14 protein-coding genes and 1 pseudogene are annotated in these 17,748 nt (G+C 67.1%); 6 read left to right on the top strand and 9 right to left on the bottom strand.

Annotated features, from left to right (window positions below; genetic code table 11):
• Window positions 1-4: 4 nt before the first annotated feature.
• The 9 genes and pseudogenes from V6F88_RS04980 to V6F88_RS04940 all read right to left on the bottom strand — a co-directional run.
• Window positions 5-484, bottom strand: a complete 480-nt coding sequence (locus V6F88_RS04980; RefSeq protein WP_332608245.1) for a TRAP transporter small permease — start codon at window positions 482-484, stop codon at window positions 5-7.
• The gene (locus V6F88_RS04975) at window positions 484-1,425 is read right to left on the bottom strand and encodes a TRAP transporter substrate-binding protein (RefSeq protein ID WP_442880245.1); all 942 of its coding nucleotides are present in this window, start codon (window positions 1,423-1,425) and stop codon (window positions 484-486) included. Before V6F88_RS04975 ends, V6F88_RS04980 begins: the two co-directional genes overlap by 1 nt.
• A gap of 122 nt (window positions 1,426-1,547) precedes the next feature.
• Window positions 1,548-2,801, bottom strand: a complete 1,254-nt coding sequence (locus V6F88_RS04970; protein WP_332608243.1) for a lactonase family protein — start codon at window positions 2,799-2,801, stop codon at window positions 1,548-1,550.
• Window positions 2,798-3,619, bottom strand: coding sequence for an ATP-binding cassette domain-containing protein (locus V6F88_RS04965; RefSeq protein ID WP_442880244.1), 822 nt, complete (start codon window positions 3,617-3,619; stop codon window positions 2,798-2,800). Before V6F88_RS04965 ends, V6F88_RS04970 begins: the two co-directional genes overlap by 4 nt.
• A 26-nt stretch (window positions 3,620-3,645) precedes the next feature.
• Window positions 3,646-4,644 carry an ABC transporter ATP-binding protein gene (locus tag V6F88_RS04960; RefSeq protein ID WP_332608241.1) on the bottom strand — a complete coding sequence of 333 codons (999 nt, stop codon included), beginning with the start codon at window positions 4,642-4,644 and terminating at the stop codon, window positions 3,646-3,648.
• A gap of 4 nt (window positions 4,645-4,648) precedes the next feature.
• Window positions 4,649-5,527, bottom strand: coding sequence for an ABC transporter permease (locus V6F88_RS04955; RefSeq protein ID WP_332608240.1), 879 nt, complete (start codon window positions 5,525-5,527; stop codon window positions 4,649-4,651).
• The gene (locus tag V6F88_RS04950; RefSeq protein WP_332608239.1) at window positions 5,524-6,441 is read right to left on the bottom strand and encodes an ABC transporter permease; all 918 of its coding nucleotides are present in this window, start codon (window positions 6,439-6,441) and stop codon (window positions 5,524-5,526) included. The genes V6F88_RS04955 and V6F88_RS04950 overlap by 4 nt, the downstream gene beginning before the upstream one ends.
• Window positions 6,442-6,614: 173 nt before the next feature.
• The gene (locus V6F88_RS04945; RefSeq protein WP_332608238.1) at window positions 6,615-8,120 is read right to left on the bottom strand and encodes an ABC transporter substrate-binding protein; all 1,506 of its coding nucleotides are present in this window, start codon (window positions 8,118-8,120) and stop codon (window positions 6,615-6,617) included.
• Between the two features lie 283 nt (window positions 8,121-8,403).
• A pseudogene (locus V6F88_RS04940) lies at window positions 8,404-9,147 on the bottom strand (FadR/GntR family transcriptional regulator); the annotation flags it as partial.
• Between the two features lie 379 nt (window positions 9,148-9,526).
• On the opposite strand from V6F88_RS04940, the gene V6F88_RS04935 reads away from it, so the two are divergent.
• The 6 genes from V6F88_RS04935 to V6F88_RS04910 all read left to right on the top strand — a co-directional run bounded on the left by V6F88_RS04935 (window position 9,527) and on the right by V6F88_RS04910 (window position 17,740).
• Complete coding sequence (locus tag V6F88_RS04935) at window positions 9,527-11,872, top strand: molybdopterin-dependent oxidoreductase (RefSeq protein WP_332608237.1); 2,346 nt, start codon at window positions 9,527-9,529, stop codon at window positions 11,870-11,872.
• A gap of 260 nt (window positions 11,873-12,132) precedes the next feature.
• Window positions 12,133-13,632: an ABC transporter substrate-binding protein gene (locus tag V6F88_RS04930; protein WP_332608236.1), complete on the top strand. Its 1,500-nt coding sequence runs from the start codon at window positions 12,133-12,135 to the stop codon at window positions 13,630-13,632.
• Complete coding sequence (locus V6F88_RS04925; protein WP_332608235.1) at window positions 13,619-14,566, top strand: ABC transporter permease; 948 nt, start codon at window positions 13,619-13,621, stop codon at window positions 14,564-14,566. Before V6F88_RS04930 ends, V6F88_RS04925 begins: the two co-directional genes overlap by 14 nt.
• The gene (locus V6F88_RS04920; RefSeq protein WP_332608234.1) at window positions 14,563-15,507 is read left to right on the top strand and encodes an ABC transporter permease; all 945 of its coding nucleotides are present in this window, start codon (window positions 14,563-14,565) and stop codon (window positions 15,505-15,507) included. The genes V6F88_RS04925 and V6F88_RS04920 overlap by 4 nt, the downstream gene beginning before the upstream one ends.
• Entirely contained in the window at window positions 15,504-16,490 is a 987-nt protein-coding gene (locus V6F88_RS04915; RefSeq protein ID WP_332608233.1) for an ABC transporter ATP-binding protein, read from the top strand. Before V6F88_RS04920 ends, V6F88_RS04915 begins: the two co-directional genes overlap by 4 nt.
• Window positions 16,491-16,657: 167 nt before the next feature.
• Window positions 16,658-17,740 carry an ABC transporter ATP-binding protein gene (locus tag V6F88_RS04910; protein WP_332608232.1) on the top strand — a complete coding sequence of 361 codons (1,083 nt, stop codon included), beginning with the start codon at window positions 16,658-16,660 and terminating at the stop codon, window positions 17,738-17,740.
• Window positions 17,741-17,748 lie beyond the last annotated feature (8 nt).

Here is a 17,748-nt window from a genome sequence, read left to right as displayed (position 1 = left end):
CTTGTTATTCCTTTGCCGTGGCGGGGGTGGGCGCGAACAGCTGCGCCAGATGGACGACGATGGTGACCGCGCACGCAAACGGCAACGCCAGGTAGACCGTGCCGGCGGACACGTCCAGCGCGGGCAGCGTCTGGTCGCCCGTAAGCTCGGCCAGCTGCCAGCCCGCGTAGCCCAGCGCGGCCAAGCCCACGATGACCAGCACTTGGTTCAAGCGCTCGAAGGCATTGAGCACGCGCGGGCTGCGCACCACGAAGGGCAGCAGCCCGGCCATCAGATGCGAGCGTTCGTAGCTGCACGCCACGCCACCGATGAAGGCCGACCACACCAGCACCAGGCGCGGCAATTCCTCGGCCCAGTGCGGCGTGGTGTGCATGACGAAGCGCGAGAACACCACGTAAGAGATCAGGATCGCCAGCAAGGCCACCGCCAGGGCGGCAAAGGCCTTGCTGATGCCCGACAGGATGGCGGACAGTCGGTTAAGCATTACTTGGCCTCGCGGTACTTCTGCACAATCGCCATCAGCTCGGGGCCGTAGGTGACCGAGTAGGTCTTCCATACGGGCTGCACGGCGGCGGCAAAGGCGGCCTTGTCGACCTCGTTGACCTGCATGCCTTTTTCTTTCAGCTGGGCCACGAACTGCTGGTCGCCGTCGGTGATCATCTTGCGCTGGGCGTCGCGCCATTTGTCGGCGGCGGCCTGCACCACCTTCTTGTCATCGGCGGAAATTCGGTTCCAGACCGGCTTGGAAATGATCAGGTTGGCCGGGCCCCAGACGTGACCCGTCAGCGACAGGTACTTTTGCACTTCGAAGAACGACGAGGTGTAGATGATGGACAAGGGGTTTTCTTGCGCGTCAAACACCTTTTGCTGCAAGGCGGAGTACAGCTCGCCAAAGGCCAGCGGGGCCGGGTTGGCGCCCAGCGCGGTAAAGGTGTCCAGACGCATCTTGTCAGGCGTGACGCGGGTTTTCAGGCCGGCCAGATCGGCGGGCTTGTTCACGGGGCCGCGATTGTTGGTCACGTGGCGAAAGCCGTTTTCCCACCACGAAATGATCGTCAGGTTCTTCTTGTCGGCCAGCTTGGCCAGCGCCTCGCCCAGCTCGCCGTCATAGGCCTTGTACGCTTGTTGCGACGTGGACCACGTGTACGGCAGTTCGACCACGCCGAACTTCGGTTCAATCGGCTGCAACGAACCCGAGCCGATGATGGCCGCGCCCTGGCTGCCGATCTGCAAGCCTTCCAGCATGGTCTTTTCGTTGCCCAGCTGGCCGCTGGGAAACAGCACGAAGTTGACGCGGCCGGCGGTCTTTTCCTTGACCTCGGCGGCAAAACCCTCGGCCGCCTTGTTCCAGCTGTGGCTGGGGGCCAGCACGTGGCCCAGCTTGATGTCCATCGCATGGGCCGACAGCGGCGCAAAGCCGGCCATCGCGACAAGGGCGCCGCCGATCAGGGCGCGAAACGTTTGGGGTGCTTGGGTCATGGGGTAACTCCAGATACGAAAGAGAAGTAGGGGTGGTGGGTTCAACACGCGGCGGGGTGCGGCCCCGCTCAGTAGGATTGCGCCCGCATGGATGCGGGGTGGCCGGGCAGGGAAATACACGTACCGGTATCGGTCAGGCCGTTGTCTTCCACGGCCAGCACCTGCATGGTTGCGTCCAGAAAATTGCCGACGTACAGGTAGCGGCTGTCGGGGCTGAAGGCGATGCCTTCGGGCAAGGCGCCCACGCCGATGGCGCCCGCGCGGGTGACGCGCCGGCCGTCGATGCGCAACAGCACGATCTGGCCGTGCGGGTGATGGAACCAGTCGGACGAGGGGTTGTTGGAGCCTTGCACGATGGCCACGGCGGCGTGGCGGCCATCGAGGCTGATGGCGATGCCTTCGGGGCCGTCTTCCACCATGACCCGGTCGATGACGCGCGGCGGGTTGCTAAGCAGATCCACCACGCTGATGGAATCCGCATGGCCGTCGGACGCCGTGGGGCTGCCCATGTCCACCACCAGGGCTAGCGCGCCGTCGGGCGACACGACCAGGTTGAACGGCACCAGGCCGGTGGTCAGATCTTCGGACGAATCGTGCGTGACGCGGGGCGTGGGGCCGGTGTCGTCGATGCGCAGCACGGCCAGGCGATGCGTATCGGTCTTGACGGCATAGGCGCGGCGGCCATCTGCCGAGAACGACACGGCGACCACGGGCGTGCCCAGATCGACTTCGGCGCAGACGGCCACGCGGCCATCGCGGATGCTTAGCACCGATATCGAGTGGCCCGCCTTGTTGGCGACGAGGGCCATGGTGCCCGCGCGGTTGATCGACAGGCCGGACGGTTGCAGGCCCACTTGCAGCGTCTGCACGATGGCCGGCGGGGTGGCGGCCAGGTCCACCACATACAGGTCACGGCCCGGGGTGGGCTGCCAGCCCTTGCTGTCGGCGCGTTCGGGCCACGCCATGGAATCGGCGATCAAGGCCAGACGCTGGTCCGGCGTCACGGCCAGGTTGACAGGCGGGCCGAACAACGAGTTGGGTAGCGGCAGCGTGGCTACGAGGACAGGCGCGGCGGGGTTGGCAGCGGCGTCGAAGATACTGAGCGAATCGCGGCCGGGCGCCAGGAAGCGGATCCGGCCGTCGTCCCAGGTGACTTTCTCGTCGTTGCCGACCAGCAGGTAATGCGGCGCGAGGGTAGGCGGGTGTGCCTCTGGCATCGGTGCGGTGCCGGGGGTGGGGGGCAGGGGCGTCGTCGCGGGGCTGGTTGCCACAGGGCTGGTCGTCACCGGGCTGGTCGTCACTGCGGTCGGGTGTGCTGTCATGCGGCCAGCTCCCGCGCTTCGGGCACGGCCAGCGTCGCGCCGATCAGTTGCCGGGTGTACGGGTGCTTGGGCGAAAAGTAAACCTGATCCGCCGCGCCACGCTCGACCACGCGGCCGCCTTGCAGCACGACAATCTCGTCCGCAATGTGCTGCACCACCGCCAGGTTGTGGCTGATGAACAGATAGCCCAGGCCGCGTTCGCGTTGCAATTCCATCAGCAGATTCAGGATCTGCGCCTGCACGGAGACGTCCAGCGCGGAAGTCGGCTCATCGCAAATCAGCAGCTGGGGCTCCAGCATCAGCGCGCGGGCAATCGCCACGCGCTGGCGCTGGCCGCCCGACAGTTCACGCGGGTAGCGGGCGGCAAACGCGGGCACCAGCCCCACGGCGTCCATCATGCGGCGCACCGCGGCCGCTTGCGACGCGGTGTTGCCGATGCCATGCACGCGCAGCGGCGCGGTCAGGATCTCGTTGATGGTGCGGCGCGGGTTCAGCGACGAATACGGGTCCTGGAACACCATCTGGATGCGGCGTGCGCGGGCGCGGGCCGGCATGGCGGTCAGCGGCTTGTCGTCCAGCAGCGCCTGCCCTTGTGTGGGCGCCAGCAGGCCCAGCATCAGCTTGGCGATGGTGGACTTGCCGCTGCCGGATTCGCCAACCAGCCCGATGGTCCGGCCAGCGGGCACGCGCAGGTTGATGTCATGCAGGATGCGCGGTGCGGGGCGGCGCGAGAACAGGCTGGCACGGCCGTATTGAAACGACAGCGCGTCCAGGCGGATGCTGCCGGGCGGGGGGGGGGATGGGGTGGCCGACGGCATTGCGGTGGTTTTGTTCAGGGATGCAGTCATGCCAGCGCTCCTGCGCGCAGCGCGCCGGGTTTCACACACAGGCAGCGGTGTTCGCCCTGCACGCGCGGGGCGATCGGCTGCGCGCAACGAGGTTCCGCCACCGGGCAACGGTCGCGGAACGCGCAACCCCGGATGGCGGTATCCAGCGACGGTACGGCCCCGGCGATGGTGGGCAAGTCGGTATGCGGCGCGGTGCGGCCGGGTTGGGGGATGCAGTTCAACAGCATGGCGGTGTACGGATGGCGCGGGTCCGCGAGCACCTCGGCCACGCTGCCGCCTTCCACGATGTCGCCTGCGTACATGACGATGACGTGGTCGGCGATGCGGGCCACCAGCCCCATATCGTGCGAGATGAACACCATGCCCAGGCCGAACTCGGCCTGGATGTCGCGCAGCAGGTCCAGCAGTTCGGCCTGCACGGTAACGTCCAGCGCGGTGGTGGGCTCGTCGGCAATCAGCAGTTCCGGGCCGCACATCAGCGCCATGGCGATCATCACGCGTTGGCGCAAGCCGCCCGACAGTTCAAACGGATACTGGCGCATGCGTTCTTCGGGGTTGGTGATGCCGACGCGGCGCAGCAGGTATTGCGCGCGTTCCGCGGCCTGGCGGCGGCTGACGCGCTGGTGCCGGCGCATGACGTCGATCAACTGCGTGCCGATCTGAAACACCGGGTTCAGCGACGTCATCGGATCCTGGAAGATCATGGCGATGCGCGCGCCGCGCAGCTCGGCCAGCTGGCGCGGCGTCAGCGTGGACAAGTCCTGCCCGGCGAATTCCAGCCGCGTCATGCGGCGGCGCGCGGCGGCGGGCAGCAGGTCCAGCAGCGCCAACGCCGTCAGCGATTTGCCGCAGCCGGATTCGCCAACGATGCACAGCGTCTTGCCGCGTTCAAGTGTGAAGTCCACCGCGCGCACCACATGCTTGGTGTGCGTGGCGGTGTGGATGTCGATATGCAGGTTTTCAACCCGCAGCAGCGGGTGGGACGTCGCGGTCATGGCCTCAACCCTTTTTCATCTGGATGGCGCGCAGCGTTTCGCCCGCGCGATTCACGCACAGCACGAGCACGAACAGCACGATGCTGGGGATGACCACCAATGACGGCTGGAACAACATGTTTTCCTTGCCCTCGGCAATCATCAGCCCCAACGACGGCATTGGTGCGGGCACGCCCAGCCCCAGGAACGACAACGAGGCTTCCAGCGTGATGGCCATGGCCGCGTCCACCGTGCCGATAATGAGCAGGTTGCCCACCAGGTTCGGCAGAATGTCGCGCCAGATGATTTGCAGATGCGTACAACCTTGCAGCCGCGACGCGGTGACGAATTCGGCATTGCGCAGGCCGGCGGCCATGGTGCGCGCCACCAGTGCGTAGCGTTCCCACAGCAGCAGGCCCAGCACCAGCACCACCACGGTCAGCGACGCGCCCACCACGGACACGACGGCCAGCGCCACCAGGATGATGGGCAGCGCCAGACGGGCGGTGATCAGAAAGGACACGGCGCGGTCCACGGCGCCGCCGAAGTAGCCGGCGACCACACCCAGGGTGGTGCCGATCAGCCCGCCCATCAGCGCGACCGACAAGCCGATCAACGCCGAAACGCGCACGCCGTAGAGCGCGCGCGCCAACACGTCCCGGCCCAGTTGGTCGGTGCCCAGGATATGGTTCCAATCGCCGCCTTCGGCCCACACGGGTTCTTGCAGGCGCGCCAGCAGGTCTTGCGAATACGGGTCGTGGGAAATCAGGTACGGGCCGATCAGGCCGGCCAGCACCAGCAGCGCCAGCACGGCAAGGCCAAGCATGCGGCCGGCACGGGCCAGACGGTCGCCGCGCCGTGGCGCGGGCAGGGAAGTCGCATTAGCGGTAACAGCGGTATTCATGAGGCGGCTCGCACGCGGGGGTCTAGCCAACCGTTGACCAGGTCGGCAAGCAGGGTGAGCACGATGTAGATCAGCGCAAAGATCAGGATCAGCGCCTGCATCGTGGGAAAGTCGCCACGCAGGATGGACGTCCAGGCCAGCAGGCCGGCGCCGTTGATGGCGAACACGGTTTCGATGACGACGGAGCCGGCCAGCAAGGTGCCCATCTGCGCGGCCGCCAGGGACACCAGGGGCCGCAGCGCGTTGCGCAGCGCGTACTTCAACACCACGCTGGCGCCGCCCAGCCCCATCGCACGCGCGGTGCGGATGTAGTCGGTGGCCAGCACGGTTTCCATTTCGGACTTCATCAGCCGCAGCATCGCGGGCATGGCGAACAGGCCCAGCGCCACCACCGGCATCACGTAGTGCTTCCACGTGTCAAAGCCCGAGGCGGGCAGCCATTGGTTGCGCACGCTGAACACGATGATGAGCAAAAACGCCAGGCAGAACGGCGGCATGGCCTGTGCGCAGGCGGACAGCAGCATGGTGGCGCGGTCGATCAAGGACCCTTTGCGCAAGCCGGCCAGCACGCCCAGCGGTATCGCCAGCAGTAATGCAAAGGCCATCGCGGCCAGGCCCAGCTTGGCGGTGGCGGGGAAATGCTGGCCCAGCAATTCCGCCACGGGGCGGCTGAAGTAAAGGCTGTCGCCAAAATCACCGCGCACCACGCCGGTAAGCCAGCGGCCGTATTGCACCAGGATGGGGTCGTCAAAGCCGTGCTGTTGCGATAAGCGGGCGGCGTCGGCCGCGCTGCCTTCGCCGGCCAGGCGCGCGGCCGGATTGCCGGACGCAAACACCAGCGAAAAACTGATCAGCGATACGAACACCACCAGCAAGGCGGCGACCATCAAGCGGCGAAACAGGAATGCAATCATGGGTCAACCTATATGGCTTGCGTCGGCTGGCATCGGCGCGCACCGACAAGCACCGACAAGCATCGACATGCTGCGGCTTGCATTGGCGCGCGCCGTTCCGCCCAGGCCCATCAAGCGCATGGATCGGACGGGCACAACGGTTGGAATATCACCTGGGCGCAACGCCCCTCGGATCAGTTCCAGGAGGCCTTGTAGAAGCGCGGGAACTCGTCGCCGTCCACCGAGAAGTTCAGGCCTTTGGCCTGCACGGCATTCAGCGAGTGATTCCACAACGGCACCCAGTACGCCTGCTCGGCCACGATCTTCTGCGCGGCGGCGTAGTTCTTGGCGCGCAGGTCGCGGTCTACCGATGTGTCGGCGGCTTCGAGGTACTTGATGACCTCGGGGTTGCGCGCCTGGTCGTCCGGGCCGCCACGGAAGAAGTTGCTGGTGGACAGCGCCGCGTCGGCAATGCCGTACGAGCCCCAGTTGGACGCCAGCATGGCGGTTTTGCCGTCGCGCCAGTTGGTCATGGCGGCGCCGTATTGCTGTTCCACCAGGTTCACCTTGATGCCGGCCTGCGCCATTTGCGCGGCGGCGGCGTCCAGGATGCTGCGCGGCGGGGCAGAGATCACCAGGTCCAGCGTGATGCCGTTGGGGTAGCCGGCCTGGGCCAGCAATTGCTTGGCGCGGGCGGGGTCGAACTTGTAGGCGTGCACATCGGCCGAGCAACCGAACTGCGCCGGGTTGCACGCCGCGTTGATGACCTTGGACGCGCCGCCCACCAGTGCCTTGCGGATGGCCTCGCGGTCGATCGCATGGTTGATGGCCTGGCGCACTTCCTGCTTGGCCAGCGGCGATTTGCCGTCGTCAAAGCGCGGGTTCAGCGAGATATAGCTGATGCGCATGATGCTGCTGCTTTTCACGGCCACCGACGGCGTTTTCTCCATGCGCTTGGCCACGTCGGGCGGCACGCGCCAGATCCAGTCCAGCCCGCCGGACAGCAGCTCGGCGTACTGCGTGTTGGCGTCGGGCAGCACGCGCACCACCAGTTTCTGCACGGCGGGCTTGGCGCCGAAGTAGTCGTCAAAGCGTTCGTACACGTAGCGGCTGCCGGGCTGGCTGTCGGTCAGGCGGTAGGGGCCGGTGCCGATGGGCTTGGCGCCCATGTCGGACTGGTTGGCCTCGTAGTACTTGCGCGGATAGATCGGCAGGTTTTCCGACAGCATTTCCAGCGCCAGCGGGTAGGGCGTCTTCATCTTGATGCGCACGGTGTCGTCGCCGACTTTTTCCGCGCGGGCAATCCAGGCCACCTGGTTCTGAAAGCGCGCCTTGTACGTGTCGGATGACACCAGGTTCAGCGTGTACAGCACGTCGTCGATGGTCAGCAGCGAACCGTCGTGAAACTTCACGTCGCGGCGGATCGGCAGGTCGATCGTGGTGTCGTCCACGAACTTATAGCCGGTGGCGATGGACGGGCCGAATTCCCCCGTGTCCTGGTTTTTTTGCAGCAGGCCCGAAAACACCATGCGCGCCAGCGCCAGGCCGGGGCGGTCTGATTCCTTGTAGGCGTCCAGCGTGGCGGGCGCCGCGTCGAACGCGATGTTGAGGGAATTGTCGGCCTTGTTGGCCTGGGCGGCATGAGCGCCTAGCGCCAATAGCGCCGCGCTTATCACCTTCACGGTACGGGTCAGCTGCATGTTTTTCACCTTGAACTGTTTTTATGTGTTGGAACTACGGGTGCTGCGGGGACTGCGAATTCACGTTTCAACGGACAAGCCGATCCCCTTGCCGCGGGCGGCGCAATCTGCGCCGGCGGTGCTTGCACGGTCGGTAAGGGAAAAGGCCGGGGCGTCAGGCCAGGGCGGGTTAGCGGGTTATGAGGTCATGGGCTCATCGAATCCCAACGTTGCCGAAATCTTCCCGCAGACGCGCCAGGATGCCGACCAGGTGGTCATGCATGGCGTGGCGCGCGCGGATGGGATTGCCGAAATCTTCCCGCAGACGCGCCAGGATGCCGACCAGGTGGTCATGCATGGCGTGGCGCGCGCGGATGGGATCGCGGTCGACGATGGCCGCGAGGATGCGTTCGTGTTCTTTCTGCGCTTCGATCCACACCTTGGTGGTCACGAAGTGTTCTTCCAGGCGGTGGAACACCGGGCTTAACGTGCTCAGGTGCCAGATGTGCGAAATGGCGGCCGCCAACGCGGCATTGCCGCACGCCGCGCCGATGGCGCTATGGAAGGCGCGGTCATGCACGCTGGGCGATTCGGTCAGCGACATGCCGTCGTGCGCGGCGCGGATGGCGGCAATCTGTGCGGGCGACGCTTTCTGTGCGGCCAGCGCCGCGCATTCCGGCTCGATCAGCAGGCGGGTTTCCAACAGGTCGAAGGGGCCGATGTCGGTGGCTTCAACATTGCCCTGCGCGCTGTCGGCGGTCGCTGCGGGCGGCGTGGCCGTGTCACGTGCATCGTGATATTGGCCGTCTTCGCGCGGGGCGCAGACGAACACGCCCGTGCCCACGCGCACATCCACATAGCCTTCGATTTCCAGGGCGATCAGCGCCTCGCGCACCGACGCCCGGCTCACTTGCAGTTGCTCGGCCAATTCACGCTCGGCCGGCAGGCGGCCGCCAACCGGAAAGTGGCCCGCCTTGATGCGCGCGGCGATCTGGTCGGCAATCATGCGGTAAAGGCGGGTGGGGGCAACGGCCTGAAGGGAATTCATCGTGGCGTGAGAGTGGGTTCCGGGGGGTAGAGCGTAATAGGTCTGGGGCGGATGTGTCTTGGATAACGTTCTGACCGGGCCGGGCCTTGGGTGCGGAGCCCTGTGGAAATCAACCCGCTCTGTACAGCTGCCTGATGGTCCGGTGGTCAGGCCACTGGACGAAATGTACCGGAGCCGGGCCCGGTTGGGAATCGGGGCGGGCGCCTATTTGCCGGTTTTCAGGGAAAACCACTAGCAGCGCCACATCGTTTATGCTTCGCGAAAATCTCCTTGAACCGCCCATTAACAGGTCGATCAATCCGCCGATGGCCCTGCGGGTTGGCTTGCCGATTGACCTGACGATCAACCCGCCGATCAACCCGCCGATCCTCCCGCCTTCATGACTGATTCCCGCTATCCCTCGCTTGCGCACTGGGGCGCGTTCACCGCCGTAGTGAAAGACGGGCGAGTCGTCGGCTGCGAGCCCTTTCATGCCGACGCCGCGCCGTCGCCCATGTTGGACTCCATCGCCGAAATGCAGCATTCGCCGTTGCGCGTGCAGCGGCCGGCCGTGCGCCGGGGCTGGTTGGCGGGCAATCGCCAGCGCGAAGGCGATGACTACGTTGAAGTGGAATGGGACCACGCACTGGACCTGGTGGCGGGCGAACTGGCCCGGGTGCGCGCGCAGCACGGGCCCGGCGGCATCTTTGGCGGCTCGTATGGCTGGTCGTCGGCGGGCCGCGTCCACCACGCACGCAGCTTGATCCGACGGTTCCTGTTTCAAGGCGGCGGCTGCGTCGATCAGGTGGGTAACTACAGCTGGGGCGCGGCGCAATTTCTATTGCCGCACGTCATCGGCACCTTCAGCCCGGTCAGCGGCGACGTCACCGACTGGGACAGCGTGCTGGCCAACACGCGCGTCATCGTGGCCTTTGGCGGCATTCCCGCCAAGAACAGCCAGGTGACATCGGGCGGGGCGGGGCTGCACAACCTGCCGGCCTGGTTGGCCCGCGCGCAAGCGGCCGGCATCCGCCTGGTGGTGCTCAGCCCCACGCGCGCTGATGTGCCGGACGGCATCGCCGCCGAGTGGATTCCGATTCGACCCAACACCGATACCGCGCTGATGCTGGCCATGGCGCACACCTTGCTGGCCGAAGGGCGGCACGACGCGTCGTTTCTGGCCAGCCACTGTGTGGGCGCCGATACCTGGGCCGACTACCTGAAGGGCGTGTCCGACGGTCGGCCCAAGGACGCGCAATGGGCGGCCGGCATCTGCGGTGTGCCGGCGCCCACCATCGCCGCGCTGGCTCGCGCCATCGTGGCGCAACGCAGCCTGTTGACGGCGGCGTGGTCGTTGCAACGGGCGCAACATGGCGAACAGCCGTACTGGGCATTGATCGGGCTGGCCGCGCTGGCCGGTCAGATCGGCTTGCCGGGCGGGGGCTTTGCCTTCGGCCACGCGTCCTTGAACGGCATAGGCCAGCCGCGCCGGCGGGTGCCCGGCCCCGAAGTGCCGGTGCCGAAGAACCCGGCACAGCTTGCCATCCCCGCCGCGCGCATCGCCGACATGCTGCTGGCGCCCGGCCAGCCGTATGACTTCAACGGCGCGCGCCACACGTATCCGGACATCAAGCTGATCTATTGGGCGGGCGGCAACCCGTTCCATCACCATCAGGACCAGAACCGTTTGCGGCAGGCGTGGACCAAGCCCGATACCGTGATCGTGCATGAATCGTGGTGGACGCCGTTGGCGCGCCGCGCCGACATCGTTCTGCCCGCCACCACGTCGCTTGAACGTTGCGACGTGGGCGGGTCGTCGCGCGACCCCTACGTGTTTGCCATGCACCGCGCGGTGGCGCCGCAAGGGCAGGCGCGCAATGACTTCGACATCTTTGCCGACCTGGCGCGGCGCGCGGGCTTTCACGACGCCTACACGGCGGGGCGCGACGACATGGGCTGGTGCCGCCACGTGTACGACGGCATGCGGGGGGGCTGCGCCGAACGCGGCGTAACGTTGCCGCCGTTCGATGAATTTTGGGCGCGCGGCTACGCCGAGGTGCCCGCGCCCGATTCGCCGTACGTGCTGTTCGAGGACTTCCGCCGCGATGCGCAAGCGCATCCGCTGCGCACGCCCAGTGGCAAGATCGAACTGGCCTCCGACGTGGTGGCGAGCTTTGGCTATGCCGATTGCCCGGGGCATCCCGTGTGGCTGGCGCCATCGGAATGGCTGGGCGCGCCCGTTGCCGACACGTGGCCACTGCATCTGCTGACGAACCAGCCGCGCCATCGTCTGCACAGCCAGTTGGATCCGGCCGCGTTGTCGCGGTCAAGCAAGGTCCAGGGCTGCGAACCCATCTCGATGCACCCGGACGACGCGGGCGCGCGGGGCATCGCCGACGGCGACCGCGTGCGTGTGTTCAATGCGCGCGGGGCCTGCCTGGCCGGCGTGCGGCTGGATGCCGGCATGATGCCGGGCGTGGTGCAGATGTCCACGGGCGCGTGGTCCGACCCGGATGGCGATCTGGACCGGCACGGCAATCCCAATACGCTGACGGCGGACATCGGCACGTCGCGGCTGACGCAGGGGTCCAGTGCGCAGACGGCGCTGGTGCAGGTGGAGCCTGCCCCGGTCCCGGCCCTGAATCCTGCCCTGAATACCGACCCGAAGCCCGACCCGAAGCCCGACCCGAGCCCGACCGCTGCGCATAAGGCTTGGCAATTGCCCAATATTTCGCCGGCGGCATAGGGGCGCGCGATGGCTCTGATTTCGATCCCCACGAGTCTTAGGCCCCTATGACCCTTATGCCCGACCCTTATGCCCCGATGACCCTTATGCCCCGATGACCCTTATGACTTGAAGCGGCAGTGCCCCCCGCGTCAAGGATTTCCCGGGCATATCATTACAACGGCACGTTCTGATTTCTAGCGGCAAACTCCGGATTCCTTATTTACCGACCTGCGACATCGTGCCCCGCACTCGCATGTCTTTCTGATCCGGAGTGCACAATGAGCCGTCACCGCTACCTGGGCCTGGCCCTGGCCCTGTCAGCGTCCGTGCTGTCTACGTCCGTGATGTCGGCGGCGCAGGCGGCCGACATCACGTTGGCGCTGGGCACCGAGCCGTCCACGCTGGACCCGCAAACCGCCCAGGACGGTTCCGAGCGCGCGGTGTCGCGCAATATCTTCGAAACCCTGATCACCCGCACCGCCAAGGGCGAGCTGGTGCCGCAACTGGCCACCGAGCTGCCGCGCCAGACCGGCGCGGACACGTGGGAAGTGACCCTGCGCCCCAAGCTGACATTCAGCGACGGCAAGCCGCTGGACGCGGCCGCCGTGGCCGCCAGCATCAACCGCATCGTCGACCCCAAGACCGCGTCGCGCCAGCGGCCGTTCTTTCTGGGCATCAAGCGTGCCGAGGCGGTCGACGCCCTGACGGTGCGCGTGTTCACCAATGGCGCCGACCCCGCCTTGCCCGCGCGCCTGTCGTGGCTGACCATCGTGTCGCCCGCGGCCGCCGCCGACGGCAGCCTGGGCCAGAAGCCGGTGGGCAGCGGCCCGTACGTGTTGACGGAATGGGCCAAGGGCAACCGCATCGTGCTGTCCCGCAACCCGAACTACTGGAACCCGCAAGCGGTGGGCAATGTCGACCGCGCCACCTACCGTTTCGTGGCCGAGCCGGGCACGCGCCTGTCTGGCCTGCGCGCCGGCGACTTCGACTTCATCACCAACGTGTTGCCCGAGGACACCAAGCGCGTCGCCCGCGCCGTGACCTTGCAAGGCACCGACCTGCCGTTCGTGTCGCTGAACGCGCTGAAGGGGTTGACCCGCGATGTGCGCGTGCGCCAGGCCTTGAACTACGCGGTGGACAAAGAAGCGCTGGCCAAGGACCTGTACGGCGGCTATGCGGCCGTGTCGCGGGGACAGCTGCTGGCGCCTGGCTGGTTCGGCTACGACGCCAGCATCCAGCCGTATCCGTATGACCCCGCGCGCGCCACCGAGCTGCTCAAGGCCGCGGGCGCCTACGGCAAGTCCATCGACCTGTACGCGCCGTCCGGCCGCTGGCTGAAAGACAAGGAACTGGCCGAAACCATCGCGGCCTACTGGGAGGCAGCCGGCCTGAAAGTGAATTTCCGCGTGCTGGCCTGGGCCGAATACCTGGAAGCCATCAACAAGAACCGCGTGCCCACCGAAGCGCAGATCAGCAGCAGCCATTCCAACCAGTTGTTGGACGCCGACCGCACCCTTAGCGCCTACTACGCCGATGGCGGCGTGGCCGCCGCCAACGATAACGCCGAGCTCAAGGGCCTGATCGACGCCGCCCGCCAGGAGGCCGACCCGGTCAAGCGCCAGGCGCTGTATACGCGTGCGCTGAAGATTGGCCGCGACGAAGCGTATCTGGTGTTCCTGTTGGAAGGCGGCGAAATCTTCGGCTTGTCCAAGCGCATAGATTTCGCGCCGCGCGTGGACGGCCTGATTCCGCTGAAGGACATCCGTGTCACCCAGTAATCGCAGCGGGCGCGGCTTGCCGCGCTTCTTGTTGGGCCGCTTCACGCAGGGCTTGCTGGTAGTGTTCGGCGTAACCACGATCGTGTTCATCGTGACGCGGCTGGTGGGCGACCCCGTCCAGGCAATGTTGCCGGTGGACGCGTCCGCCGCCGACCGGGCCGTGCTGGCGCGCGCCCTGGGCATGGACGGGCCGATCTGGGCGCAGTATCTGCACTACCTGCGCGACATCGCCTCGTTCGACTTCGGCAATTCCATCTGGCAGCAGCGGCCCGCCATGGACATCGTGCTGGAACGCCTGCCCAACACGCTAACGCTATGCCTGGGTGCGCTGGGACTGTCCATCGTGGCCGGGGTGCCGCTGGGCATCGTGGCCGCGCTGCGCCCCGGGCAGTGGGCCGACCGCATTTCCGTGGTGTTGAGCCTGGGCGGCCTGTCATTGCCGCAGTTCTGGCTGGGGCTGCTGCTGATCCTGCTGTTCGCGGTGACCTTGAACTGGTTGCCGTCATCGGGCGCCGAGGCGCCGGGCAGCGCCATCCTGCCCATGCTGACGCTGGCCTTGCCCGCGCTGGGCCGCATCGCCATGATGCTGCGTTCCGCCCTGATCGACGAATTGAATTCCCTGTACGTGCGTACCGCCCGCGCCAAGGGGTTGCGGTCCGGCCGCATCGTACTGGTGCACGCGCTGCGCAATGCCGCCGTGCCCACCGTGGCCCTGCTGGGATGGGAATTTGCCGGCATGCTGGCCGGGCACACCGTCGTCGTTGAAACCGTGTTCGCGTGGCCCGGCCTGGGCCAGACCGCCATCCAGGCCATCGAGCGCCAGGACCTGGTCCTGTTGCAAGCCGTGGTCTTTTTCATTGCGTTCCTGATCGTGCTTATCAACTTCTGCCTGGACATTGCGTACCGGCTGCTAGACCCCAGGATTGCGGTATGAGCAGCGTTCCCGCCTGGATGGGCGATGTGCGGCCCACGCCCGACGCGCCGCGCGCACGCGGCCGGCAGGCGCTGTCCGATCGGCAGCGTGGTTGGGTGCTGGCGGCGGTGCTGCTGCTACTGCTGGCGCTGGTGGCCATCGTGCTGCCCTGGCTGGCGCCGTATGACCCCGCGGCCATCAAGCTGTCGGCGCGCCTGCGGCCCCCTGTGTGGGAAGCGCGCGGCACGGCCGCCAATTTGTTGGGCACCGACAACCTGGGCCGCGACGTCCTTAGCCGGATTCTGCACGGCGCACGGCTGTCTATCCTGATCGGCGCGGCGGTGGTGGCGGTATCCGCAAGCTTCGGCGTGCTGGTCGGCCTGGTTGCCGGGTTTGCAGGGGGCCGAGTGGACGCCGCCTTAATGCGCTGGGTCGATGTGCACGTGGCGTTTCCGGGCTTGCTGCTGTCGCTGGTGATACTGGTGATCCTCGGCCCCGGGCCGGGCACCGTGATCCTGGCGCTGGCCTTGAACGGCTGGATGGTCTACGCGCGCCAGATCCGCAGCGTGGTGCTGTCCGTGCGTCAGCTGCCCTATATCGAAAGCGCCGAGATGATCGGCGCGCGCGCGGGCCGCATCCTGCTGCGCCACATCCTGCCCAACCTGGCCGCGCCGCTGATCACCTTGATGGTGCTGGAGTTTGCACGCGTGGTGCTGGCGGAAGCGGCGCTGTCGTTTTTGGGCGTCGGGGTGCAGCCGCCCGCGGTGTCGTGGGGCCTGGACGTGGCCAACGGCCGCAACTACCTGACCAGCGCGTGGTGGCTGGCTACGTTCCCTGGCCTTTCGATCGCGCTGACCGTGTTGATCGTGAACCTGGCCGCCAGCCGCTTGCGGCTGGCGCTGGACCCGCGCGAACGAGAAAAGGACTTTGCCCGCCGCCTGATCGCGAAGGTGCGTCGATGAACGCGCCGCCCCTGCTGCGCGTGCGCGACCTGCACGTGCAATTCCTGACCAGGCATGGCACCGTGAACGCCGTGGACGGCGTGTCGTTCGACCTGCATGCCGGGGAAACCTTGGCGCTGGTCGGAGAAAGCGGTTCCGGTAAAAGCGCCTGTGCGCTGGCCTTGATGGGCTTGACCACCTTGCCGGGCCGCGTGGCCGGCGGGCAGGTGTGGTTCGACGACATCGACCTGCTGGCTGCGCCGCCCCGGGTGTTGCAAGACCTGCGCGGCAACCGCATCGCCATGGTGTTTCAGGACCCTATGAGCGCGCTGAACCCGCTATTGACCATCGGCACGCAGATCGACGAGGTGTTGCGGCGTCACACCAAGCTGGATGCCAGCCGCCGGCGCGCGCGCATCGTCGAACTGCTGGTGCAGGTGGGCATACCCAAGCCGGCCGAGCGCCTGGGTCGGCTGCCGCACGAGTTCTCGGGGGGGCAGCGCCAGCGCATCCTGATTGCGATGGCGCTGGCTTGCGAACCCCGGATTCTGATCGCGGATGAGCCGACGACGGCGCTGGACGTCACCATCCAGGCGCAGATCCTGGAGCTGCTGGCCACGCTCAAGCAGCGGCTGGGGCTGGCGCTGTTGCTGGTCACGCACGATCTGGGTGTGGTGGCCAAGGTGGCCGACCGCGTCGCCGTCATGTATGCCGGCCGCCTGGTGGAACTGGCGGACGCCGACGCGCTGTACGCCGCGCCGGCGCATCCCTACACAGCGGGCCTGCTGCGCGCCACGCCGCGTCTGGACGACACGCGCCACCGCATGATCGCCATCGAAGGCGTGCCGCCGGACCTGCGCCAGCGTACCCAGCACTGCGACTTTGCGCCGCGTTGCCCAGCGGCAGACGCCGCATGCGCGCGCCGCCCACCGCTGCAAGAGGCCGGCCAGGGGCGCTTGGCCGCCTGCGTGCGCCCGTACACGCCCGTTTGGGTAAAGGCGTAATGAATGCCGCCTTATGAACACCGCCCGATGAACACCGGCCGATGAACACCGGCCGATGAACACCGCCCGATGAATACCGCCCGATGAATACCGCCCGATGAATACCGCCCCGTGAATACCGCCCCATGAATACCGCCTCATGATCACCGCCTTTTGAACGCCGCCCCATGAATACCGACCGGATGACCGACCCCAACGTATTGCTACGGGCGCGCGACCTGCGCGTGCACTTTCCGGTGCGATCGGCCGGCTGGTTCGGCAAGCCCGTGCTGGCGCGTGCGGTCGATGGCGTGTCGCTGGATCTGGCGCGCGGCGAGACGCTGGGCCTGGTCGGCGAGTCCGGTTCCGGCAAGACCACGCTAGGTAGGGCCGTGCTGCGGCGCGCACCGCTGGCCTCGGGCTCATTGCATTTCCGGGGCGAAGACATCACGCACGCCCGCAACGCGCAGCTGCGCCAAATGCGGCGGCACATGCAGTTGGTGTTCCAGGACCCGTCCACCAGCCTGAACCCGCGCCACACCGTATTCGACGCCATTGCCGAACCGCTGATCGTCCACGGATGGAGCGGCGGGGGAGACGCCTTGCGCCGCCGCGTTGCCCAGCTGATCGACCAGGTGGGCCTGCCCGCCGACGCCGCGCAGCGCTATCCGCACGCGTTCTCGGGCGGCCAGCGACAGCGCGTGGGCATCGCGCGCGCCCTGGCCGTGCAGCCCGACCTGATCGTGGCGGACGAACCCGTGTCCGCGCTGGACGTATCGGTGCGCGCCCAGATCATCAACCTGTTTCAGGACCTGCAACAGGAACTGGGCCTGTCCTTGCTGCTGATCGCGCACGACCTGGCCGTGGTGCGCCATGTGTCGCATCGCATCGCCATCATGTACGCGGGGCAGGTCGTCGAGACGGGCCCGCGCGACGATATCTATCAACGCCCCAGGCACCCCTACACCCGAGCGCTGCTGGCCGCCGTGCCCGAGCCGCGACGCGGGGCGGACGCACAGCGCGCGCCCTATCGGGTCGCCCCGGGCGAGCCCCCCAGCCCAATGTCGCCACCTTCAGGCTGCCGCTATCACCCGCGCTGCCCGCTGGCGACAGAACGCTGCCGGCAAGAGGCCCCGCCGTTGGTGACGGGGGCGTCCGGCGCGCCTGCTAAACCTTCGATTCCGGCCGCGCTGGCCGCGCCCCATCCGCCCGTCGCGCCCACCCACGCCGTGGCGTGCTGGTTCGCCGATCAGATTCCTGCTACACCCTGATTCATTAC

The sequence above is a fragment of the Achromobacter sp. ESBL13 genome, from assembly GCF_036668755.1.
GTDB lineage: Bacteria > Pseudomonadota > Gammaproteobacteria > Burkholderiales > Burkholderiaceae_B > Achromobacter.
This window is presented reverse-complemented; position numbering and strand designations above follow the sequence as displayed.